The following is a 21,706-nucleotide window of genomic DNA, read 5'->3' as shown; positions in this document are numbered from 1 at the left end:
TCAGCCGCCGGCGAGCGCGACGAGGCGGACGAGCCGCATGGTGGAGTCCGGGTGTACGACGACCGGCGCGTCGAGGTCCTCGACCTGGACGCCGTCGAGGAACACGAAGAACAACCCGTCGACGAACGCCTCGAGCGCGCGGTCGGCGGCCTCGCGCTCCGAGGGCGGCGCCGGCACCGCCCGGGACTCGCGACCGTACGTGCCGGTCTCGACGCCCCGCGCGAGGTCGGCCGGCGTGAGCACGCGAAGGACCCTGCTGGCAGCACGTCGCTGGTCGTAGGCAGCGATCTCGTGACGAACCAGCTCGACGACGAGGTCGCGCAGGGTGCGCACGTCGTGGCGGAGCAACACATGCAGGTGCTCCGTGTCCTTGCTACCGACGACCTTCGTCTCAACAATCACGACGCCACTCTTGCACCGAGTCGGTGTCGATGGGCGGCTTCGGGGCGCTTGCACAGCGATCCGGCGACGTGCAGGCCGAGCACATCTCGCGCCGAGACGAGGGTCCGCCAGTGCGTCCTGTGGCTCAGGTGTGTCCGTCCCGACAACCGCCGGCCGAGCCGCGTCAGATTCTGCTCGATCCTCGGCACCCATGACTCGCGCGAGTCGTCGTTCAGATGGGTGGAGCGTCGCGTACGTCGGCCATCAGGATCGCGGGCCACTCGGCGACGTCCTCGGGGGTCGAAGCGACGTGGAGGGTGGCGTGCGGCAGGACGCCGGCGAGCGCGTGCGCGGTCGACAGCGGGTGACCGGCGTCCTCGGTCCACGCCAGGATCGTGACCGACGCCTGGATCGTGGCGATGGCCTCGAGCGTGGGCAGGTCGCTCATCGCGGCACCGCGGAACAACGACGGGAACACCTCGGCCGAGACGTCCGGGAAGGTGGTCGGCACTCCCCGTTGGGCGGGCACGGGCGGATAGCCTGCGCCCGCCGCGACGAAGGCTTGAAGACCTCGCTTCTCCACGAGGGCGGCCGCGCCGAGGTACTCGTCGGACTTGGCGGCGCGTGTCGCCCACGCGGTCGGCGGGAGCATCAGCGTGAGGCCGTCGAACCGGTCGGGGTCGCGCATCGCGGCGTGCAGGAGCGTCGCGCAGCCCATCGACGGGCCGACGCCGTGCACCTTCTCCCCCGGGAACCACGCGTCGAGCAGCCGCAACAGGTCTTCGGCGAGGGCCGGCCACCGGTAGTCGTCGGGCACCGCGCGTCCGGTGGAGCGACCGTGGCCACGGGCGTCGTACCTCAGCAGGCGCGTGCCGCTCAGGCCCACGCCGAGGTCGAGGTTCAGGAGCCGGTCGCGCTGGCGGCTCGACGTCAGCCCGTGCAGCTGCACGACCGCGTGGCCACCCTCGTCGCTGAGCTCGACGTCCAGCTCGGCGCCGGGGACGGAGAACGACGTCAACGAGGCCTCCTCCCGTAACAATCCGCCCCTACCGTAGCGGCCATGCGACTCACCCACGTCGGTCACATCAGGCTGCCCTTCGGCCGTCTGTGGGGGTACGACGTCACCGCCGGACCGCCCGGCGACACGGTCGACATCTCCTTCGACCAGGGGCGCCACGTCGGCTCCGGCGATCGCGCCGGGTCGTGGATGGCGCTGTCGTTCCAGCTGAGCGCGCCGGTCGACCGTGACCTCCTCGCGGCCGCCTGGCTGGCGGTGATCGCGCGGCACGGGACGCTCCGGACGCGGTTCGCTCTCGGCGCCGACGGGGAGCCGACGTTGCACACCATCGACGTGACCCCGGGCGCCTGGACCGAGCACGAGATCGCCGCGGGTGAGAGCGCCAACGACGCCGTACGCCGCGTCCTCGACGAGCGCTGCCGTCCCCTGTCCGCGCCGTCGCACCGGCTGTGCGTCGTGGAGACGGCGACCGCGCCGACCATCGTGATCGCCGCCGACCACTCGCACGTCGACATGTGGTCGTTGCTCGTGCTGGGCCGGGACCTGCTGATCGGGCTGGACCAGGCCCGCGCCGGGTCGGAGCCGTCGCTCCCGCCCGCGCCGGCGTTCGCCGAGCACACCCGTGCGTTGACGGAGCGACCGGCCGCGCCGGACGACGTACATCAGACCTGGGCGCGCGTCATCGACGCCTCCGGCGGAGTGATGCCCAGGTTCCCGCTGGACCTCGGCGACGTGACCGCGCCCGTGGCGGAGCGGGTCGAGCTGCGCGACGTGCTGGACGTCGACGACTCGGCCGCCTTCGCCGCGCAGGCGCGGGCCGATGGTGTCTCCACGCTCGCGCTCGTCATCGCCGCGATGGCGGCCGTGACCGAGAACCTCGCGCAGCAGCCGTTGCGTGCGCTGTTCCCGGTGCACAGCAGGTACGACGAGACCTGGCACGACTCGGTCGGCTGGTTCATCACCAACTCGGTGATCGAGTGCACCGACTCGACGCCCGCGACGGCCGCCGCTGCGGTCAAGGACGCCATCCGACTCGGCTCCTGGCCGCTGGCCGAGGTCCTGGCTCCCTGGGGCGGCATGCCCACCGCGCCGGGCATGTTCGCGATCTCCTGGCTCGACCTTCGGCGGCTGCCAGTCCGCTTCGACTCGGTCGGGATGCAGGCCCACTACGTCAGTGCAGCGCTCAAGACCGACGGCGTGATGATCTGGTTCATCCTCGACGAGGCCGGGCTCCACCTGCGCTGCCGCTACCCCGACACGGTCCAGGCACGGACCAGCGTCGGTCGCTGGCTCGACGCCCTCGTCGACCGTCTCGGCCGCCAAGCCAGGACCTCGGCAGGCGGACGGCTCGACGCCGCGGACGGGAGCCTGCTGCTCCAGCGCGCCACGCGTTCGGACGCCCCGGCCATCGCGCGGCTCCTCGCCGACGATGTCCTGGGCCGGCGCCGTGAGGGCGACGACGTGGCGCGCTACGAGGCGGCGTACGACGCCATCAGCCGCGACCCGGCCCACTACCTCGCCGTCGTCCGGGACGAGGCCGGACAGGTCGTCGCCACCATGCAGCTGTCTCTGATCCCAGGGCTCTCGCGGCACGGCGCCACCCGGCTCCAGATCGAGGGCCTCCGCGTCGACCCGGCATGGCGTGGCCGCGGCGTGGGCTCGACGATGATGGCGTGGGCCCACGAGCACGGCCGGGCGCGCGGTGCCGTCCTCGCCCAGATCACCACGGACCGTGAGCGCGATCGGGCCTTGTCCTTCTACGCCGGCCTCGGCTACCAGCACTCGCAGGTGGGGCTGAAGCGGGCCCTCTGAGCCGACCGGCGGTCCATCGCTACGTCGGCCTCAACGTCGAGGCGCTCGCGCGCCGAGGACGCGACCGCGGGCCTCACCGAAGCCGAGCCGGCAACCGTCGGCAGCCGGAGCGGTGGCGCGGAGGACCAGCTCGTCGCCGTCCTCGAGGAACGTCCGCTCCTCCCCCGCGACGACGATCGGCTCGGCGCCGTTGCGGGTGAGCTCGATCGCCGATCCGACCTCGTCCCGCGAGCGCCCGGAGACGGTGCCGGAGGCGAACAGGTCGCCGGGCCGGGTCGGGGCGCCGTTGGACGTCAGGTGGGCGAGCATCTGCGCGGGCGACCAGTACGTCGAGGCGTACGGCGGCCGCGACACGACCTGTCCGTTCCACTCGACCTCGATCGCGAGGTCGAGGCCCCAGGGCCCGTCTGCGGCGAGGTAGGGCAGCACCTCCGGCTCCTGCCTCGGCACGGGAACGCGCGCGTCGGACAGCGCGGACAGCGGCACGACCCAGGGCGAGATCGTGGTCGCGAAGGACTTGCCCAGGTGGGGCCCGAGCGGCTGGTACTCCCAGGCCTGGATGTCGCGCGCGGACCAGTCGTTCAGCAGGACCACGCCGAACACGTGGTCGGCGTCGGCGTCGACCGGGATCGACGTACCCATCGGGCTCCCCTGCCCCACCACGAACCCGATCTCCGCCTCGTAGTCGAGCTTGGCACTCGCCTCGAACACCGGCTCGGTCGAGCCGGGCGACACCCGCTGGCCCACGGGGCGGCGTACGTCAGTCCCGGAGACCACCACCGATCCGGCCCGTCCGTGGTAGCCGACGGGCAGGTGGCGCCAGTTCGGCAGCAGCGGCTCGGAGTCGGGCCGGAACAGCCGGCCGAGGTTGGTCGCGTGGTGCTCGGAGGCGTAGAAGTCGACGTAGTCACCGACCGCGAACGGCAGGTGCAGGCGTACGTCGGACAGCGCGTGCAACGCCGCCGCAGGTACCTCGCCGGCCACCAGCTCGGCCAGCCGGGCGCGAGACTCGGACCAGCGGCGGGGGCCGCGCGCCATGAAGGCGTTGAGGCTCGACTCGGCGAAGACGTCCTCGTCGAGGAGGACGGCGAGATCGACGACCCAGTCGCCGACCCGGGTGGCCACCCGAGGCGCGACGCCGGGCAGCGAGTAGACGCCGTACGGCAGGTTGTGGAATCCGAACAGGTCGTCGTCGGCGATCTCGAGCCTCATCGCACGACCGCCTCGGGAAGCAGGCCGAGCTCGACGAGGGCCGCTGCCGGCTCGTCGATGCTGCAGGTGCCGATCGAGGTGAGCATGGCCCGCGGATCGGGACCGTTGACGGCCCGGTCGGCGAGGTCGGCGGCGTCGTGGGACGTGAGGACCGCCCGCACCTCGTCGAGGTCGGCGCCCGCCCAGGCGGCGCCCGCCGCGACCATGAGGTTGAGGAAGCCGTGCAGTCCGTCGTGCGGCAGGGCCGCGTGCAGTCCCGCCGTCGCCTTGAACCGCACCCGAGCCGCCGCCAGGTCGACCAGTGTCTCCGCGAGGGTGTCGGCCGACGGACAGCGTTCGGGTGTCGGGCCGAGGCGGACCTTGGCCCGGAGGCCGGTGGGCCAGGTCGGGGGCTCCGAACTCTTGCGGTTTGGTGACAAACCGCAGTTTCCGGGGCCGATTTGCTGCCGTTTGGCTACAAACGGCAGCTCGACGTACGCCTGCGAACCACCCCCAGACAGGTGGACCTCCAGGTCACCCGAGACGACGGCCAGGTCGAGGCCCACCGAGGAGCCGAGGTCGGGGAGGTGGTGGGACGCCACCACCAGCGGTCCGACCAGCGCACCCAGGGGGCCGCCCCGTCGGGCGACGTACGCCGCCACCGCGTCCGGCAGCGCCGCGTTGCCCGGTGGGAACACGGCGGCGTCGTCGAAGAGGTGCTCGAGCACGGCCATCATGAGCGGTCCACCGTCCAGGAGGAGGCGTAGCGACCGTCGTCCGAGGCGCGCCCGCCCTCACCGAGCTCGAGCGGGCGGAACGTGTCGACCATGACGGCCAGCTCGTCGAAGTGGTCGACGCCGATCGATGCCTCGTAGGCACCCGGCTGCGGGCCGTGCGGGTGGCCTCCGGGATGCAGCGTCACCGATCCGGCGGCGATGCCGGCGCCCTTGCGAGCCTCGTAGTCCCCCGCCACGTAGAACATGACCTCGTCGCTGTCGACGTTGGAGTGGTAGTACGGCACCGGGATCGAGAGCGGGTGGTAGTCGACCTTGCGCGGCACGAAGTTGCAGATGACGAAGTTGGCGCCCTCGAAGACCTGGTGGACCGGCGGCGGCTGGTGGATCCGACCGGTGATCGGCTCGAAGTCGCGGACGTTGAAGGCGTACGGGTAGAGGCAGCCGTCCCAGCCGACCACGTCCATCGGGTGGTGCGGGAGGACGTGGACGGTGCCCGCCAGCCCGCTTCCTCCCGGGCCGCGGTGCTTGATGAAGACCTCGGTCTCGGCGGGCTCGCCCACCGAGGCGGGCTCGGCCGACGGTGCGGGCGGCCGCAGGTCACGCTCGCAGTACGGCGCGTGCTCGAGCAGCTGCCCGTGCTTCGAGAGGTAGCGACGGGGCGGGGTGATGTGGGAGTTGGCCTCGACGGCGTAGATCCGCACGACCCCGGAGGGCACGATCCGGTGGGTCGTCGCGCGCGGCACGACGAGGTAGTCGCCGGGCCCGAACTCGATGTCGCCGAAGACGGTCTCGAGCACGCCCTGCCCGGACTCCGCGAAGAGGCACTCGTCGCCGATCGCGTTGCGGTAGTACGGCGACGCAGCCGCCGCGACGACGTACGAGATCCGGACATCGGCGTTGCCGAGCAGCAGCCGGCGGCCGGTGACCGCGTCGACGTCGGTCACGTCGGCGTCGAAGAGCGTGTGCAGGGCGAGGTGGCGCGGCAGCAGCGGGTGGTTCGGCAACGTGGTCACGTCGGGCAGCGACCAGATCCGCGACGACAGGACCGCCGACGGGATGTGGCGGTGGTAGAGCAGCGAGGAGTCCGAGGAGAAGCCCTCCTCCCCCATCAGCTCCTCGTAGTAGAGCTCGCCGGTGGGCGCGCGGTGCTGCGTGTGGCGCTTCGGTGGGATGTTCCCCGACGAGCGGTAGTACGGCATCGCGTTCTCCTTCGGATCGAGCCGGTCGAGGCCTAGACGTTCCCGCGCAGCTCCTGCTCGCGCTCGATGGCCTCGAACAGCGCCTTGAAGTTGCCCTTGCCGAACCCGAGCGAGCCGTGCCGCTCGATCAGCTCGAAGAACACCGTCGGCCGGTCGCCGATCGGCTTGGTGAAGATCTGCAGGAGGTAGCCGTCCTCGTCGCGATCGACCAGGATCCCGCGCGACTGCAGCTCCTCGATCGGCACCCGCACCTCGCCGATCCGCGCCCGCAGCGCCGGGTCGGAGTAGTAGGAGTCGGGCGTGGTCAGGAACTCGATGCCCTCCTTCCGGAGGACGTCGACGGCGGTCAGGATGTCGCCGACGGCCAGCGCGAGGTGCTGGACACCGGCCCCGCGGTAGAACTCGAGGTACTCGTCGATCTGCGACTTGCGCTTGCCCGGCGCCGGCTCGTTGAGCGGGAACTTCACCCGGTGGTTGCCGCTCGCGACGACCTTGCTCATGAGTGCGGAGTACTCCGTGGCGATGTCGTCGCCGATGAACTCGGCCATGTTGGTGAAGCCCATGACCCGGTTGTAGAAGCCGACCCACTCGTCCATCCGGCCGAGCTCGACGTTGCCGACGACGTGGTCGAGCGCCTGGAAGATGCGGCGAGGCCGACCCTCGCGGGCGACGTACGACGACGTGCGCGCGACGTAGCCGGGAAGGTAGGGGCCGGCGTACCGGCTGCGGTCGACGAGCGTGTGGCAGGTGTCGCCGTACGTCCGCAGCACAGCCATGCGCACGGTCCCGTGGGAGTCGGTGACGTCGTGCGGCTCCTCCAGCACGGTCGCGCCGGTCGCGTGTGCGTGGGCGATGCAGCGGTCGACGTCGGGGACCTCGAGCGCCACGTCGATGACGCCGTCGCCGTGCAGCGCGTGGTGCCGGGTGATGCCGCTGTCGGCATGCACGCCGCCCTTGATCACGAACCGCACGCCGCCGCTGCGCAGCACGAACGCCTCGTGGTCGTGGCAGCCGGTCTCGGGACCGGCGTACGCGACCAGCTCCATGCCGAAGGCGGACTGGAAGAAGTGCGCGGTCTGCTTGGCGTTGCCGACCGCCCAGGTGACGGCGTCCCAGCCGGTCACGGGGAACGGGTCGCGACTCGGGTCGTGGTCGACCTCGCCGACGAGCTGGTGGAGGTCCTCACGGGTCAGGGTGTCCTGCTGGCTCATGATCGTCAGTGAACTCATCGGCCAGCAGATGGGCAATCAGTCTCCTTCGGACTAGTCGGACTGTGCATCTTGCGCAGCAGACAGTGACGCGCACTAGGCATTGCGCTTACCGTGACGCCATGGCTGATGACCTCGCGCTGGACGCCCTCGACGTCGCCCTGCTGGAGGCGCTCGAGCGCCACCCCCGGATCGGGGACCTCGAGCTCTCCCGCACCACGAAGGTCGCGCGCGCGACCGTCCAGGCCCGGCTGCGCCGGCTCGAGGAGCGCGGCGTGATCCGCGACTGGGCGCCGACGCTCGACGTCGCCGCGGCCGGCTACCCGGTGCAGGCCTACGTGACGCTGGAGATCAGCCAGGGCGCGCTCGCCGAGCTGTGCGACTACCTCGCCGCGATCCCGGAGGTGCTCGAGGCGACCGCCACGACCGGGACGTTCGACGTCGTCTGCCGGGTCGCGACCCGCTCCCACGCCGACCTCCAGGACGTGCTGGTGCGCATCGACCAGTGCCCCGCCGTACGCCGCTCCACCAGCGTGGTCGCGCTCTCGGTCCTGATCGCCAGCCGGGCGGTCCCGCTGCTCGCCAGCCGCGCGGCACCGGCGCACCGTGCGCCCGCCTACCGCGCGGGCGGCCCCCGATGAGCGGGCCGCGGCCGCTGGCGCACGTGGCCGCGCTGCCGGCGTACGTCCCGGGAAGGCCGCCGTTGAGCATCGAGGGCCTGACCTCCTACAAGCTCAGCTCGAACGAGAGCCCGTTCGGTCCGCTGCCCGGGGTCCTCGACGCAGCGGTCGCCGCGGCGGCAGCGATGAACCGCTATCCCGACATGGGCAGCTCGCTGCTGTACGCCGCCCTCGCCGGCCACCTGGGCGTGACCGAGGACGAGCTGGCGATCGACACGGGCTCGGTCGCGGTGCTCTTCCACCTGCTCGCCGCGTTCTGCGGCCCGGGCGACGAGGTCGTGCACGCCTGGCGCTCCTTCGAGGCGTACCCGATCGCGACGACGGCAGCCGGCGCGACCGGCGTGCAGGTGCCGCTCGTCGACGGCCGGCACGACCTCGACGCCCTGCGCGCGGCGATCACCGAGCGCACCCGCGTCGTCCTCCTCTGCACGCCCAACAACCCGACCGGTGCAGCGCTCACGCACACCGAGGTCGCCGGCTTCGTCGCCGACGTCCCGGACGACGTGGTCGTCGTGGTCGACGAGGCGTACGCCGAGTACGTCCGGATGGCCGACCCCGTCGACGGCCTCGCGCTCCACCGCGCCCATCCGAACGTGGTCGTGCTGCGGACGTTCTCCAAGGCCTACGGTCTGGCCGGGCTGCGCGTCGGATACGCCGTCGCCTCCCCGGACGTCGCGCACGCGATCCGCTCGCTGGTGCTGCCGTTCGGCATCTCCTCGGTCGCCCAGGCGGCTGCCGTCGCCTCGCTCGAGGCGCGGGCGCACCTGCTCGAGCGCGTCGAGGACGTCGTCGCCGAGCGGGAGAAGGTGATGGCGGCACTCGCCGACATCTCGTGGGTGGCGGCCGAGCCGCAGGGCAACTTCGTCTGGTTGCCCCTCAGCGCCGGGACGGCCGACTTCGTCGCAGCCGCCGAGGGGGTGGCCCTGTCCGTGCGGGGGTACGCCGAGGACGGCGTACGTGTGACCATCGGCGAGCCCGAGGCGAACGCCCGGTTCGTCGAGCTGGTGCGGTCCTACGCCCCCTGAGCGACCTTGACGCCGAGGCGGGCAGGGGTCTCGTCGTCGCAGTCGCGGAAGAACGACCCGACCGCGTCGATCATGTGCGTGAACGACTCCGCCGCGAACAGCACCGGCTGGTAGTGCGTGATGTCGTAGTCGATCGTGGCCATCTGCGCGAAGTCCAGCGGCCGGATCTCCATGCCACGGAACTCCTCGATCTCGCCGTACGACGACAGGATGCCGGCGCCGTACGCCTTCAGCTCGCCCGCCTCGTGCAGCACGCCGAACTCGACGGTGAACCAGAAGACCGACGCCACCAGCTTCAGGCCCTCGGGCGTGCGCATCCGTCGCGCGGCGCGTCCGGCCTCGCGGTTGACCGCGGCGACCTGCGGGTCGGCGAGCAGGTTGGCGTGCCCGACGACCTCGTGGATCAGGTCGGGCTCGGGCGTGTAGAGCGGTACGGCGTGATGACGCAGGTACTGCGTGGAGTGGAAGACGCTGTCGGCGAGGGAGCCGTAGAACTCGTCGACGGGCACGATGCCCGCTGCGGGGACGTAGGAGAAGCCGGTCAGCGGCTGCAGGCCCGCACTCACCTCGCTCAGCTGCGGGACGCGGTCCTTCGGAAGGTCGAGGGCGTGGGTCGCCTCGACGTACGCCGTGCAGGCGTAGACCTCGTGCAGCGGGTCGATGTGGGCTCGGACCGTGCGCCAGACCTCGTGCTCGACGTCGGTGTACTCCACGCTCGGCAGCGGCTCCCCCGGCGACCAGCCGAGCGCCACCGCCGCGATCTCGTTGCGCCGGCGCCGGTACGCCTCGTCGCTGACCCCGGGATGGTCCGCGGCGAGGTGGACCGTGACGCTGCCGTCATCGGCGGTCGTCACGGGTGAGTAGAGCTGGGCCTCCTCGAACACGCCTCCACGCTAGGGCGGCTGCGCAGACCCGACAACGGACGTACGCCGACCTAGGCAACCTGCCTAGATCGGCGTACGTCGTGCGCGACGCTCAGTCCTCGGGGTCGTAGCCGAGGTTGGCCGACAGCCAGCGCTCGGCGGTCGGGATGTCCCAGCCCTTGCGCTCGGCGTAGTCGGCGACTTGGTCGCGACCGAGGCGACCCACCACGAAGTACTGCGAGGCGGGGTGGGAGAAGTACCAGCCGCTGACCGAGGCGCCCGGCCACATGGCCATCGACTCGGTGAGCTCGATGCCGGTGGTGGCCTTGACGTCGAGGAGCTCCCACAGGGTGCTCTTCTCGGTGTGGTCGGGGCACGCCGGGTAGCCGGGCGCCGGGCGGATGCCCTTGTAGCGCTCGGCGATCAGGTCCTCGTTGGACAGCTGCTCGTCGGAGGCGTAGCCCCACAGCTCCGCGCGGACCCGCTGGTGCAACCGCTCGGCGAACGCCTCGGCGAGCCGGTCGGCGAGCGCCTCGAGGAGGATCGCCGAGTAGTCGTCGAGGTCCTCCTTGAACGCCATGATCCGGTCCTGGATGCCGTGGCCGGCCGTCACCGCGAAGCCACCGACGTAGTCGGCGATGCCGGTCTCCACATGCGCGACGTAGTCACCGAGGGAGCGGTTCGGGATCCCCTCGCGGTGATCGCCCTGCTGGCGGAGGTGGTACAGCGTCGTGAGGACCTCGTCGCGCTCCTCGGAGGTGTAGACGACCGTGTCGTCACCGACCCGGGCCGCCGGGAAGAAGCCGATGACCGCGCGGGCGGTCAGCCACTTCTCGGCGATGATCTTGTCGAGCATCTCCTGGGCGTCGTCGTACAGCTTGCGCGCCGCCTCGCCGGTCACCGGCGAGTTGAGGATGTCGGGGAACTTGCCCTTCATCTCCCAGGCGTTGAAGAACGGCTGCCAGTCGATGAACTCGCGCAGCTCGGCGATGTCGTAGTCGTCGAACACCTTGGATCCGGTGAACGACGGCGCCTTCGCGGTGTAGCCCTCCCACGAGATGGGCGTGGCGTTCGCACGCGCCGCCTCCAGGGTGACCATCGGCCGGTCGTGCTTGGCCGAGTGGCGCTGGCGAAGGGCGTCGTAGTCGGCCTTGATGTCGGCCATGAACGCCGGGCGACGCTCGTCGGAGAGCAGCGTGGCCGCGACCGGCACGGAGCGGGAGGCGTCCTTGACCCACACGACCGGCTGGTCGTACTTGCCGTCGACCTTGACCGCCGTGTGGGCGCGGCTCGTGGTGGCTCCGCCGATCAGCAGCGGGATCTTGAAGTCCTGGCGCTGCATCTCGGCGGCCACGTTGACCATCTCGTCCAGGGACGGGGTGATCAGACCGGAGAGGCCGATCATGTCGGCGTTGTGCTCGCGCGCGGCGTCCAGGATCTTCTGGGCGGGCACCATCACACCGAGGTCGATGACCTCGTAGTTGTTGCACTGGAGCACGACGCCGACGATGTTCTTGCCGATGTCGTGGACGTCGCCCTTGACCGTGGCCATGATGACCGTGCCGTTGGTGTCCTTCTGGCCGGTCGTGCCGTTGTCGGCCTTCTCCTGCTCGATGAACGGGATGAGGTAGGCGACGGCCTTCTTCATCACGCGGGCGCTCTTGACGACCTGCGGGAGGAACATCTTGCCGGCGCCGAACAGGTCGCCGACGACGTTCATGCCGTCCATCAGCGGGCCCTCGATGACCTCGATCGGGCGGCCGCCGGCCGCCTTGATCTCGGCGCGCAGCTCCTCGGTGTCGGACTCGACGTGCTGGTCGAGGCCCTTGACCAGCGCGTGGGTGATCCGCTCGCGCACGGGCAGGTTGCGCCACTCCTCGGTGGCCGCCTCGGCGACCTCACCGCTGCCGCGGTGCCGCTCGGCCAGCTCCAGCAACCGCTCGGTCGCGGCCAGGGAGTCGTCGGTGCGGTTGAGCACGACGTCCTCGATCGCGTCGCGCAGCTCGGGGTCGACCTGGTCGTAGACCACCAGCGCACCGGCGTTCACGATGCCCATGTCGAGACCGGCGTTGATCGCGTGGAACAGGAAGACGGCGTGGATCGCCTCGCGCACCGGGTTGTTGCCGCGGAACGAGAAGGAGACGTTGGAGATGCCGCCGGAGACCTTGGCACCCGGAAGGTTCTGCTTGATCCAGCGGGTGGCCTCGATGAAGTCCATGCCGTACGTCGCGTGCTCCTCGATGCCCGTGGCGACGGCGAAGACGTTCGGGTCGAAGATGATGTCCTCGGCCGGGAACCCGACCTGGTCGACCAGGATCCGGTAGGCCCGCTCGCAGATCTCCTTGCGGCGCTCGAGGTTGTCGGCCTGACCGTTCTCGTCGAACGCCATCACGACCGCGGCGGCGCCGTACTTCTTGCACAGGCGCGCCTGCTCGATGAACTTCTCCTCGCCCTCCTTCATGGAGATCGAGTTGACGATCGGCTTGCCCTGGATGGTCTTGAGGCCGGCCTCGATGACCTCCCACTTGGAGGAGTCGACCATGATCGGCACGCGACTGATGTCGGGCTCGGAGGCGATGAGCTTGAGGAAGCGGTCCATCGCGGCGACGCCGTCGATCATGCCCTCGTCCATGTTGACGTCGATGACCTGCGCGCCGGCCTCGACCTGCTGCGCGGCGACCTGGAGCGCCGTGTCGTAGTCGCCGTCCTTGATCAGGTTGCGGAACTTCGCCGAGCCGGTGATGTTGGTGCGCTCGCCGACGTTGACGAAGAGGCTGTCCTCGGTGACCGTGAACGGCTCGAGCCCCGAGAGGCGCAGGGCGGGGTCGATGCTGACGACGTCGCGGCCCCTCGCGCCGTGGACCTTCTCGGCGATCGCCCTGATGTGCGCGGGCGTCGTACCGCAGCAGCCACCGAGCAGGTTGACGAAGCCCGCCTCCGCGAACTCCGCGACGACCTCGGCGGTCTGGTCGGGGGTCTCGTCGTACTCGCCGAAGGCGTTGGGCAGACCGGCGTTGGGGTACGCCGAGACGAAGGTGTCCGCGACCCGCGCCATCTCGGCGATGTAGGGGCGCATCTCCTTGGCGCCGAGCGCGCAGTTGAGGCCGACGGCGAGCGGCTTGGCGTGGCGCACGGAGTCCCAGAACGCCTCGGTCACCTGGCCGGAGAGCGTGCGACCCGAGGCGTCGGTGATGGTGCCGGAGATGACGACGGGCCAGCGGCGGCCGGTCTCCTCGAAGAGGGTCTCGACCGCGAAGATCGCGGCCTTGGCGTTGAGGGTGTCGAAGATCGTCTCGATGAAGATCAGGTCCGCGCCACCGTCGACCAGCCCGCGAGCCGCGACGAGGTAGGCCTCGGCGAGCTGCTCGTAGGAGACGTTGCGGGCACCCGGGTCGTTGACGTCGGGGCTGATGCTCGCGGTGCGCGTGGTCGGGCCGAGGGCGCCGGCGACGTACCGCTTCACCCCGGTGGCGGCCTCGACGGCGTCGGCCTCGCGGCGCGCCAGCTTCGCGGACTCGTAGTTGAGCTCGTAGGCGAGCTCCTCCATGCCGTAGTCGGCGAGGCTGACCGCGTTGGAGGAGAACGTGTTGGTCTCGACGATGTCGGCGCCGGCCTCGAGGTACTCGCGGTGGATCCCCGCGATGATCTGCGGCTGGGTCAGCGTCAGCAGGTCGTTGTTGCCGACCAGGTCGCTCGGCCAGTCCTTGAAGCGCTCACCGCGGTAGCCGGCCTCGTCGGGACGGTCGCGCTGGATGGCCGTGCCCATGGCACCGTCGATGATGACGATCCGCTCGCGCATCAGCGCAGTCAGCTCGTCGGTCGCGTCCGGACGCCAGCTCGTCGGCTGGGTGGTCGCGTCGGGGGTGCTCATAGGTGCTCGATCCTTCCGTCAACGGAAGGCGTCCTTGGAGTCGTACGCCGAGCGTGGCGGGTGTGCCATCCCGGCAGGACCCGTTGCAACGCCTCTCGGCTCGCGCAATGTTACCCGTGCGACGTACGGGGTCGGCATCGATATTGCCCGCTGGATGGAGGGATCGGTGGCTAGGGTCGCAGTGTGATCGAGATCGAGAGGCTCCCCGAGCTCGTCGACCCCGTCGTGATCGCCGCCTTCGAGGGCTGGAACGACGCGGCAGAGGCGGCATCGTCGCTGGTCGACCACCTGATGGCCGAGTGGAACGCGACCGTCGTGGCGGCCATCGACCCGGAGGAGTACTACGACTTCCAGGTCAACCGGCCCAACGTCGGGGCCGACGAGAACGGCTTCCGCAAGCTGACCTGGCCGAGCACGCACATCGCGGTCGCCTCTCCCCCGCACCTGGATCGTGACGTCATCTTCATCCGGGGCATCGAGCCCAACATGAAGTGGCGCTCCTTCACCGAGGAGCTGCTCGGCGTCGTCGAGGAGCTCGAGGCGTCACTGGTGGTCACGCTGGGTGCGCTGCTGGCCGACGTGCCGCACACGCGGCCCATCCCGGTCAACGGCAGCTCCTCGGAGCCCGAGATCGTCGACCGACTCGATCTGGAGCCGTCGACGTACGAGGGCCCCACCGGGATCCTCGGCGTCCTCCAGGACGCCTGCACCCGTCTGGACATCCCGACAGCGTCGTACTGGGTGGCCGTGCCTCACTACGTCGCCCAGCCGCCGTGCCCCAAGGCCACGCTCGCGCTGCTGACCCACCTCGAGGAGCTTCTCGAGACCAGCCTGCCGCTCGGCGACCTGCCCGAGGAGGCCAAGGCCTGGGAGCGTGGCGTCGACCAGCTCGCCGAGGAGGACGAGGACATCGCCGAGTACGTCGCCTCGCTCGAGGAGACCCGTGACACGGCCGATCTCCCGGAGGCCACCGGCGAGGCGATCGCCCGCGAGTTCGAGCGGTACCTGCGGCGCCGTACCGACGAATGAGGCCCGCGAAGCGTCGCCAGGCCCTCGTGGCCGAGTAGCCGACGGGCTTGCATGCATGCAAGCAAGGGGCCGGGCCGCGGTCCTTGCATGCATGCAAGCAAGGACGGACAGAGGTCAGAGGAGCAGGCCGAGGGCCGCGTTCGCGACCGTCGAGATCGCCGCGCTCGCGGCCGGGTCGGAGGTGTCGCCGGCGAGGGTCGCCTCGACCCAACCGTCGATCGCGGCAACGGCACGAGGGGCGTCGATGTCGTCGGCCAGCGCCGCGAGGATCTCGGTGACCACGGGTTCGGCCGGAGCACCAGAGCCACCGTGCAGCGCCTGCTTCCAGCGCGCCAGGTCGTCCACGGCCTGCCAGAGCTGGGCATCGGTCCACTCCCAGTCGTCGCGGTAGTGGTGGCGCACCAGCGCCAGGCGGATCGCCATCGGGTCGATCTCGGCGTTGCGCAGCGCGGAGACGAAGACCAGGTTGCCCAGCGACTTGGACATCTTCTCGCCGTCGTACGCCACCATCCCCGCGTGGCTGTAGGCCTTGGCGAACGCCTCATCCGTGAGCGCCTGCACGTGGCCGGCGCACATCTCGTGATGCGGGAAGACCAGGTCGCTGCCGCCTCCCTGTACGTCGAACGCGAAGCCCAGGTGCTCGAGCGCGATCGCCGCGCACTCGATGTGCCAGCCGGGACGGCCGCGTCCCCACGGCGAGTCCCAGGACGGCTCGCCCTCACGCTCACCGCGCCAGACCAGCGCGTCGAGCGGGTCCTTCTTGCCCGCGCGCTCGGGGTCGCCCCCTCGCTCGGAGAAGAACCGTGTCATCGTCTCGCGGTCGTAGCCGGACTCCTTGCCGAACGCGTCGTCCGCGGCGACGGAGTAGTACAGGTCGCTCTCGACCGCATAGATGGCGCCGTGTGCCTCGAGGCGCTGGATCAGTGCGACCACGAGCGGGATCGACTCGACCGCACCGACGTACTGCGCCGGCGGGAGAATCCGCAGTGCTTCCATGTCGCGGCGGTAGAGATCGGTCTCGCGCAGCGCGATCTCCTGCCAGGGGATGTCGACCTTCTTGGCACGCTCGAGCAGCGGGTCGTCGACGTCGGTGACGTTCTGGACGTAGGTGACCTCGTGCCCGGCCGAGCGCCAGGCCCGGTTGAGCAGGTCGAAGGCGATGTAGGTGTTCGCGTGCCCGATGTGCGTGGCGTCGTAGGGCGTTATGCCGCAGACGTACAGACGCGCGGGCCCGTCGGGCGTGAGGGTGACCTTGCCGCCCGTCGAGGTGTCATGGACCGCCACCTCCGGCCCCTTGACGGCAAGCGTGGGGATCTCCGGAGCAGACCAGGCGCGCATGACGGCGATGCTAGCCACTCACCGCTCGCGGCGGTGGGCGCGGTCCGTTCTGGTCGACGTGATCAGAACGGTGGCCACGGGATGCTCGGCCAGTCCGTGCCGGGAAGCGGCAGCCTGCCGGCCGCCAGCAGGTCCTCGATCCGCCGCCCGAGGGCGTCGAGCTCGCGGGCCGCGACGTGCTCCTCCAAGGTCGCGGCGAGCGATCCGCCGAGTGCTGACCGCAGAGCAGTGAGCACGCCGACCTCCGACTCGTCCAGCGGCAGCCCGGCCCAACCCCAGAGCACCGTGCGCAGCTTGGGCTCGTGGTGGAACGCGACGCCGTGGTCGACGCCGAGCCGGCGACCGTCGGCCATCGCGAGCACGTGGCCGCCCTTCCTGTCGGCGTTGTTGATGACGGCGTCGAGCACCACCATCCGCCGCAGGGCCGGGGTGTCCTCGTGCACCAGGACGATCGGTCGCTCGTGCTCGTCGTACCCCTCGACGACCTTGATCCAGCCGCTCGCGTCATCGTCCTCGCCCAGCAGCGTGACGGCGTCGTCCTCGCCGATGACCTGCCACTCCTGGATCATCCCGAGGCCGTGCGGGCCCTCACCGAGCCACGTGCGGGGCACCACTCCCCAGCCCGTCGCCTCGGAGACGACGTACGCCGCCACCTCGCGGTCGGCGAGCGTGCCGTCGGGGAAGTCCCACAGCGGACGCTCCCCCGCGATCGGCTTGTAGACGACCTCGGTGCCGTCCTCGTCGAGCGTGGCCAGGAACGTGGCGTTCGAGGCCGGCATGATCCGGCCCTTGAGGGTGAGCATCGGTCGGCTCAGGGGTCGCGGCGCTTGAAGCCGTTCGCCCGGACGCAGAGGTGGCCGTCGGGATCGATCGGGCGGCCGCAGAACGGGCAGTCGGGGCGTCCGGCGTGGACCACCTTGGCGGCACGCTGCACGAATGCCCGGGCCGGTCCCGGCTCGAGACGGACCAGCAGCATCTCGCCCGCCTCACCCTCGGGATCCGGGTCGTCCCCGACCGGGAACACCTCGATCACGACGCGCTCGTCGTCGGGATCCCACGACAGCGTCATGGTCCCGCCGCGGAACTCCTCGACGATCGGCAGCTCCAACGGAGCGTCGTCCTGGAGGCGTTCGGGCGTGACGGCGGGAATGACCGCGTTGCTGGTCTGCTCGCTCATCACCTCGTCGAGCAGCTCGTCGATCCGCTCGCTGAGCGCCTCGACCTGCTGCTTCTCGACGGCCACCGACACCACGTTGACGCCCGAACGCGCCTGCAGGAAGAAGGTGCGTGCACCGGGCTCGCCGACGGTGCCGGCGACGAAGCGCTCGGGCGGGTCGAAGGAGTGGACGATCGCCATGGGCCCAACCTTAGGAGCGCGCCGGTCCCGCGCCGCCACCGACCACGGCACCAGCGTCGGGCTCGTCGGTCGGGTCGTCGGCTTCCGCGGCCCGCGGACGGGGAGCCAGCCAGGACAGGTCGCCGGCGTGGGTGTTGGTCGCCAGGACGTAGGGACGGTCGGCGGTGTAGCGGACGATCGAGATCGACGCGGGGTCGACCTGGATTCGCTGGAACATGTCCAGGTGCATGCCGAGCGCGTCGGCGAGCACCGACTTGATGATGTCGCCGTGGCTGACGGCCACCCACACGGCGCCGCTCCCGTGCTCGGCCTCGACAGCCGCGTCGTGGCGGCGTACGGCCTCGAGGGCGCGGTGCTTCATCGTGGTCATCGCCTCGCCACCGGGGAACGCGGCGTGCGAGGGGTGGCGCTGCACCGTCTTCCACAGCGCCTCCTGGGCGAGCTCCTTGAGCGGGCGCCCCTGCCACTCGCCGTAGTCGCACTCCGCGATCCCCCGCTCCGTCGCGACCCTCAGCCCGAGCGAGAGCAGCTTGGCGGTCTGCTTGCAGCGTTCCTGCGGGCTGCTGACCACCTTCGCGAGCGGTACGCCGACCAGCCGCTCACCAGCCTGGCGCGCCTGCTCCTCGCCCGCCTCGTCGAGGCGTACGCCGGGAAGCCGGCCCGCAAGAATGCCGGACGCGTTCGCCGTCGTACGTCCGTGCCTGACCAGGATCACCGTCGCCACGGTGAAGGAGCCTACGTCCCGAAGCAGCGGGTGAGGGCTAGCGTGGCTCCGTGATCGTCGACAGCGCCGTCTACCGGCACGGAACGCGGCTCCCCGTGGACTGCCGCGTCCACGACTACGCCACCCTGCGGCACAACGCGACCGAGGCCGGTGACTTCGTCTGGGTGGGCCTCTACGAGCCCAGCCACGTCGAGCTCGCCGAGATCGCCGAGGCGTTCGACCTCCATGCGCTCGCCGTCGAGGATGCCGTGGTCGCCCACCAGCGCCCCAAGCTCGAGCAGTACGGCGACAGCATGTTCCTGGTGCTCAAGACGCTCTGGTACGTCGACGAGGACGACGCCGTCGAGACCGGCGAGATCAACATGTTCATCGGCCATGACTTCATCATCACCGTGCGCCACGGCCGCGGAGCGCAGCTCAGCGACGCCCGGCACACGCTCGAGTCGCAGCAGGCCATGCTCGACCACGGCCCGTCGGCCGTCGTCTACGCCGTGTGTGACGTCGTGGTCGACGGCTACGTCGATGTGGTCGGCGAGCTCCAGGTCGACGTCGACGAGGTCGAGGCATCGGTGTTCTCCTCCGAGCGCACCGACGACTCGAACCGGATCTACGTCCTCAAGCGCGAGCTCTCGGAGGTACGCCGAGCGGTGATGCCGCTGCGCGAGCCGATGCGCCGCTTCGCCTCCGGCACCGTGGACCTGATGGAGCAGGGCGCGATGCCGTTCTTCCGCGACATCACCGACCACCTCACGCAGGCCGCCGAGGAGATCGACAACCTCGACTCGCTGCTCTCGACCGCGTTCGAGGCCCACATGACGCGCGTGTCGCTCAACCAGAACGAGGACATGCGCAAGATCTCCGCGGGCGTCGCGCTCGCGGCCGTGCCGACCCTCATCGCGGGCGTCTACGGCATGAACTTCGACCACATGCCCGAGCTGGGCTGGGAGTTCGGCTACCTGTACGCCGTCGTCCTGATGGTGCTCTGCGTCGGTGGGCTGTGGTGGTTCTTCAAGAAGTCCGGCTGGCTCTGAGAACTGCGGTTTGCGCACAAACCGCAGTCTTTCGGGGCTCAGAACTGTCGTTTGTGCCCAAACGGCAACGCTCAGGTCGCCGACATGACGCTCGTCGCGACGAGCCCGAGGACGACGACACCGAGGACGACGCGGTAGGGAACGAACGCCGCGATGGAGTGGTGGGCGACGAACTTGAGCAGCCAGGCGACCGAGGCGTAGGCGACCACGAACGCGACGGCGGTACCGACCAGGGTCGGGCCGACGCCGATGCCGGTGCCGACGGCGTCCTTGAGCTCGTAGAGCCCGGCGCCGGTCAGCGCCGGGATCGAGAGGTAGAACGACAGCTTCGTCGCCGCGACGCGGTCCAGCCCGCCGAGGAGCCCGGCCGAGATGGTCGCGCCGGAGCGGGAGACGCCGGGCACGAGCGCGATGCACTGCACGGCACCGACGGTCAGCGCGTCGCGCAGGGTGACACGCTTGAGGTCGCGGGTCTGCTTGGCCGACCGCTCGGCGTACACCATGACGGCCGACCACAGGATCAGCGCGGCGCCGACGACCCACAGCGAGCGCAGCGGCCCGGAGATGAAGTCCTTCGCGGCCAGGCCGATGATCCCGATCGGGATCGACCCGAGGATGACGTACCAACCCATCCGGAAGTCGATCGTGCCGCGGTACTCCGGCTTGATCAGCCCCTTGCTCCACCCGGCGGCGATCTGCCAGATGTCGCGGGCGAAGTAGAGCAGCACCGCGAGGATGGCGCCCATCTGGATCACAGCGGTGTACGCCGTGACGCCCTTGTCGTCGATCGGCAGCTTGAGCAGCTTCTCGGCGATCGTCAGGTGGCCCGTGCTGGAGACCGGCAGGAACTCGGTGAGTCCCTCGACGATGCCGAGCACGACGGAGTCGAAGTAGTTGATCATCGGGGATGACCCTAGACGCCCTGACCTGCCAGCAACCTGAACGATGTACGGCGAGCCGGGGTCGGGTGTACGCGCGGGCCGCACTAAGTTCTCTTCCATGCAGCACAGGTACGTCGGCGCCAGCGGTCTTCGGGTCTCCCGACTCGGGCTCGGCACGATGACCTGGGGCAAGGACACCGACGAGCACGAGGCTCGCGACCAGCTGGTGGCATTCATCGAGGCCGGCGGTTCCCTGATCGACACCGCGGCCGGGTACACCGACGGCCACTCCGAGGCGCTCATCGGCTCCCTGCTCGGCGACGTCGTGGCACGCGACGACGTGGTCCTGGCGACCAAGGCCGGGATCTGGCGCCGCGGCGGCGACCGGGCCACCGACACCTCCCGGGGCGCACTCCTGCGCGGCCTGGACACCTCGCTCAAGCGCCTCGGCACCGACCACGTCGACCTCTGGCAGGTCCACATCTGGTCCGACGACGTCCCACTCGAGGAGACCCTGAGCGCGCTCGACACCGCAGTGAGCAGCGGCAGGGCGGCGTACGTCGGCATCTCGAACTACGGCGGCTGGCAGACCGCCCAGGCCGCCACCTGGCAGCGGGCCGGTGCCTCGGCGGGCCGGGCACCGCTGATCTCGACCCAGGTCGAGTACTCCCTGGTCAACCGGCGGATCGAGCGCGAGGTCATCCCCGCTGCCGAGACCCTCGGCCTCGGCGTGCTGCCCTGGTCGCCCCTCGGCCGCGGTGTGCTGACCGGCAAGTACCGCACCGGCACCCCGTCCGACTCCCGCGCCGCCTCCCCCGTCTTCGCGAACTTCGTCGACGCCTACCTCGACGAGCAGAGCCGTGGCATCGTCGAGGCGGTCTGCCGCGCCGCCGACGGTCTGGGCTGGACGCCGCTCGAGGTGGCCCTCGTGTGGGTGCGCGACCGTCCCGGCGTCACCGCGCCGATCGTGGGCGCCCGCACGGCCGCTCAGCTCAAGACCGCACTGCTGACCGAGGGGCGGGTCCTTCCACACGAGCTGCTGGCCGCGCTCGACGACGTCTCCGAGCTGGCTGTATGACCGCTCCCGCCCTCTCCCGCCGCGGCGCCTTGGCCCGCGGGTTGGGTCGTGCGGTGGAGTGGGAGTTCGAGCGGGTCAGCTTCGAGCGCGAGTGGTCACGCAACGCCGTCACGCGGCTGCTCGTCGAGCGTGCCGAGCACGGCGGCTGGGAGCTCCATCGCGTCCAGATCGGGCCCGACGGCAAGCGCCGGGTGGTGCTCCGGCGCAAGATCATCCGCGCCGTCCGCACCGCCTGAGTCGCTGCCGTTTGGTCACAAACGGCAGTTCCAGGGGGCCGAGAACT

Annotated in this window: 20 protein-coding genes; 7 read left to right on the top strand and 13 right to left on the bottom strand. The window is 70.6% G+C overall.

Going from position 1 to position 21,706, the window contains the following annotated elements:
• Together ACYVJ3_RS07350 and ACYVJ3_RS07345 are read right to left on the bottom strand one after the other, a co-directional pair.
• Positions 1–402, bottom strand: a complete 402-nt coding sequence (locus tag ACYVJ3_RS07350) for a hypothetical protein (protein ID WP_460852066.1) — start codon at positions 400–402, stop codon at positions 1–3.
• 211 nt (positions 403–613) lie between these two features.
• Complete coding sequence (locus ACYVJ3_RS07345) at positions 614–1,399, bottom strand: alpha/beta fold hydrolase (RefSeq protein WP_460852065.1); 786 nt, start codon at positions 1,397–1,399, stop codon at positions 614–616.
• Between the two features lie 42 nt (positions 1,400–1,441).
• Between ACYVJ3_RS07345 and ACYVJ3_RS07340 the strand changes: the two genes are divergently transcribed.
• Complete coding sequence (locus ACYVJ3_RS07340) at positions 1,442–3,211, top strand: GNAT family N-acetyltransferase (RefSeq protein ID WP_460852064.1); 1,770 nt, start codon at positions 1,442–1,444, stop codon at positions 3,209–3,211.
• Between the two features lie 30 nt (positions 3,212–3,241).
• Here ACYVJ3_RS07340 and fahA read toward each other — a convergent pair whose 3' ends face one another.
• From fahA to hppD, 4 genes are read right to left on the bottom strand one after another with little or no spacing between them, the layout of a single operon-like run.
• Positions 3,242–4,423: a fumarylacetoacetase gene (fahA, locus tag ACYVJ3_RS07335; RefSeq protein ID WP_460852063.1), complete on the bottom strand. Its 1,182-nt coding sequence runs from the start codon at positions 4,421–4,423 to the stop codon at positions 3,242–3,244.
• Positions 4,420–5,139, bottom strand: coding sequence for a hypothetical protein (locus ACYVJ3_RS07330; RefSeq protein ID WP_460852062.1), 720 nt, complete (start codon positions 5,137–5,139; stop codon positions 4,420–4,422). The genes fahA and ACYVJ3_RS07330 overlap by 4 nt, the downstream gene beginning before the upstream one ends.
• The gene (locus ACYVJ3_RS07325) at positions 5,136–6,338 is read right to left on the bottom strand and encodes a homogentisate 1,2-dioxygenase domain-containing protein (protein ID WP_460852061.1); all 1,203 of its coding nucleotides are present in this window, start codon (positions 6,336–6,338) and stop codon (positions 5,136–5,138) included. Before ACYVJ3_RS07325 ends, ACYVJ3_RS07330 begins: the two co-directional genes overlap by 4 nt.
• Before the next feature lie 32 nt (positions 6,339–6,370).
• On the bottom strand, positions 6,371–7,549 hold the full coding sequence (gene hppD, locus ACYVJ3_RS07320; protein WP_460852059.1) for a 4-hydroxyphenylpyruvate dioxygenase: 1,179 nt from the start codon (positions 7,547–7,549) through the stop codon (positions 6,371–6,373).
• Positions 7,550–7,668: 119 nt separating this feature from the next.
• Here hppD and ACYVJ3_RS07315 point away from each other — a divergent pair, with 119 nt between their 5' ends.
• Entirely contained in the window at positions 7,669–8,187 is a 519-nt protein-coding gene (locus ACYVJ3_RS07315) for an Lrp/AsnC family transcriptional regulator (RefSeq protein WP_460852057.1), read from the top strand.
• Complete coding sequence (locus ACYVJ3_RS07310) at positions 8,184–9,251, top strand: histidinol-phosphate transaminase (protein WP_460852056.1); 1,068 nt, start codon at positions 8,184–8,186, stop codon at positions 9,249–9,251. Before ACYVJ3_RS07315 ends, ACYVJ3_RS07310 begins: the two co-directional genes overlap by 4 nt.
• Here the strand turns inward: ACYVJ3_RS07310 and ACYVJ3_RS07305 are convergent.
• Both ACYVJ3_RS07305 and metH read right to left on the bottom strand, forming a co-directional pair.
• Positions 9,239–10,135 carry a phenylalanine 4-monooxygenase gene (locus tag ACYVJ3_RS07305; protein WP_460852054.1) on the bottom strand — a complete coding sequence of 299 codons (897 nt, stop codon included), beginning with the start codon at positions 10,133–10,135 and terminating at the stop codon, positions 9,239–9,241. The two genes, ACYVJ3_RS07310 and ACYVJ3_RS07305, sit on opposite strands and share 13 nt — an antisense overlap.
• A gap of 91 nt (positions 10,136–10,226) precedes the next feature.
• Positions 10,227–13,985 (bottom strand): methionine synthase, encoded by a 3,759-nt coding sequence (gene metH, locus ACYVJ3_RS07300; RefSeq protein WP_460852053.1) that lies wholly within the window; start codon positions 13,983–13,985, stop codon positions 10,227–10,229.
• 183 nt (positions 13,986–14,168) lie between these two features.
• Between metH and ACYVJ3_RS07295 the strand changes: the two genes are divergently transcribed.
• Positions 14,169–15,014, top strand: coding sequence for a PAC2 family protein (locus tag ACYVJ3_RS07295; protein ID WP_460852049.1), 846 nt, complete (start codon positions 14,169–14,171; stop codon positions 15,012–15,014).
• Positions 15,015–15,128: 114 nt separating this feature from the next.
• Here ACYVJ3_RS07295 and mshC read toward each other — a convergent pair whose 3' ends face one another.
• The 4 genes from mshC to ACYVJ3_RS07275 form a co-directional block, all read right to left on the bottom strand.
• Positions 15,129–16,352, bottom strand: coding sequence for a cysteine--1-D-myo-inosityl 2-amino-2-deoxy-alpha-D-glucopyranoside ligase (gene mshC, locus ACYVJ3_RS07290; RefSeq protein WP_460852047.1), 1,224 nt, complete (start codon positions 16,350–16,352; stop codon positions 15,129–15,131).
• 62 nt (positions 16,353–16,414) lie between these two features.
• A complete protein-coding gene (locus tag ACYVJ3_RS07285; protein ID WP_460852044.1) occupies positions 16,415–17,155 on the bottom strand; it encodes an SCO1664 family protein in 741 nt (246 codons plus the stop codon).
• A gap of 8 nt (positions 17,156–17,163) precedes the next feature.
• Positions 17,164–17,709: a DUF3090 domain-containing protein gene (locus ACYVJ3_RS07280; protein WP_460852043.1), complete on the bottom strand. Its 546-nt coding sequence runs from the start codon at positions 17,707–17,709 to the stop codon at positions 17,164–17,166.
• Positions 17,710–17,719: 10 nt separating this feature from the next.
• Positions 17,720–18,433, bottom strand: coding sequence for a histidine phosphatase family protein (locus ACYVJ3_RS07275; protein WP_460852042.1), 714 nt, complete (start codon positions 18,431–18,433; stop codon positions 17,720–17,722).
• A 50-nt stretch (positions 18,434–18,483) separates the two neighbouring features.
• Between ACYVJ3_RS07275 and corA the strand changes: the two genes are divergently transcribed.
• The gene (gene corA / locus ACYVJ3_RS07270) at positions 18,484–19,464 is read left to right on the top strand and encodes a magnesium/cobalt transporter CorA (protein ID WP_460852041.1); all 981 of its coding nucleotides are present in this window, start codon (positions 18,484–18,486) and stop codon (positions 19,462–19,464) included.
• Between the two features lie 71 nt (positions 19,465–19,535).
• On the opposite strand, the gene ACYVJ3_RS07265 is transcribed toward corA, so the two are convergent.
• Positions 19,536–20,363: an undecaprenyl-diphosphate phosphatase gene (locus ACYVJ3_RS07265; RefSeq protein WP_460852253.1), complete on the bottom strand. Its 828-nt coding sequence runs from the start codon at positions 20,361–20,363 to the stop codon at positions 19,536–19,538.
• A 100-nt stretch (positions 20,364–20,463) separates the two neighbouring features.
• Here ACYVJ3_RS07265 and ACYVJ3_RS07260 point away from each other — a divergent pair, with 100 nt between their 5' ends.
• Together ACYVJ3_RS07260 and ACYVJ3_RS07255 are read left to right on the top strand one after the other, a co-directional pair.
• Positions 20,464–21,423, top strand: coding sequence for an aldo/keto reductase (locus ACYVJ3_RS07260; protein ID WP_460852038.1), 960 nt, complete (start codon positions 20,464–20,466; stop codon positions 21,421–21,423).
• Entirely contained in the window at positions 21,420–21,659 is a 240-nt protein-coding gene (locus tag ACYVJ3_RS07255; protein WP_460852036.1) for a DUF5703 family protein, read from the top strand. The genes ACYVJ3_RS07260 and ACYVJ3_RS07255 overlap by 4 nt, the downstream gene beginning before the upstream one ends.
• Positions 21,660–21,706 lie beyond the last annotated feature (47 nt).

The organism is Nocardioides montaniterrae (genome assembly GCF_054782655.1).
This window is presented reverse-complemented; position numbering and strand designations above follow the sequence as displayed.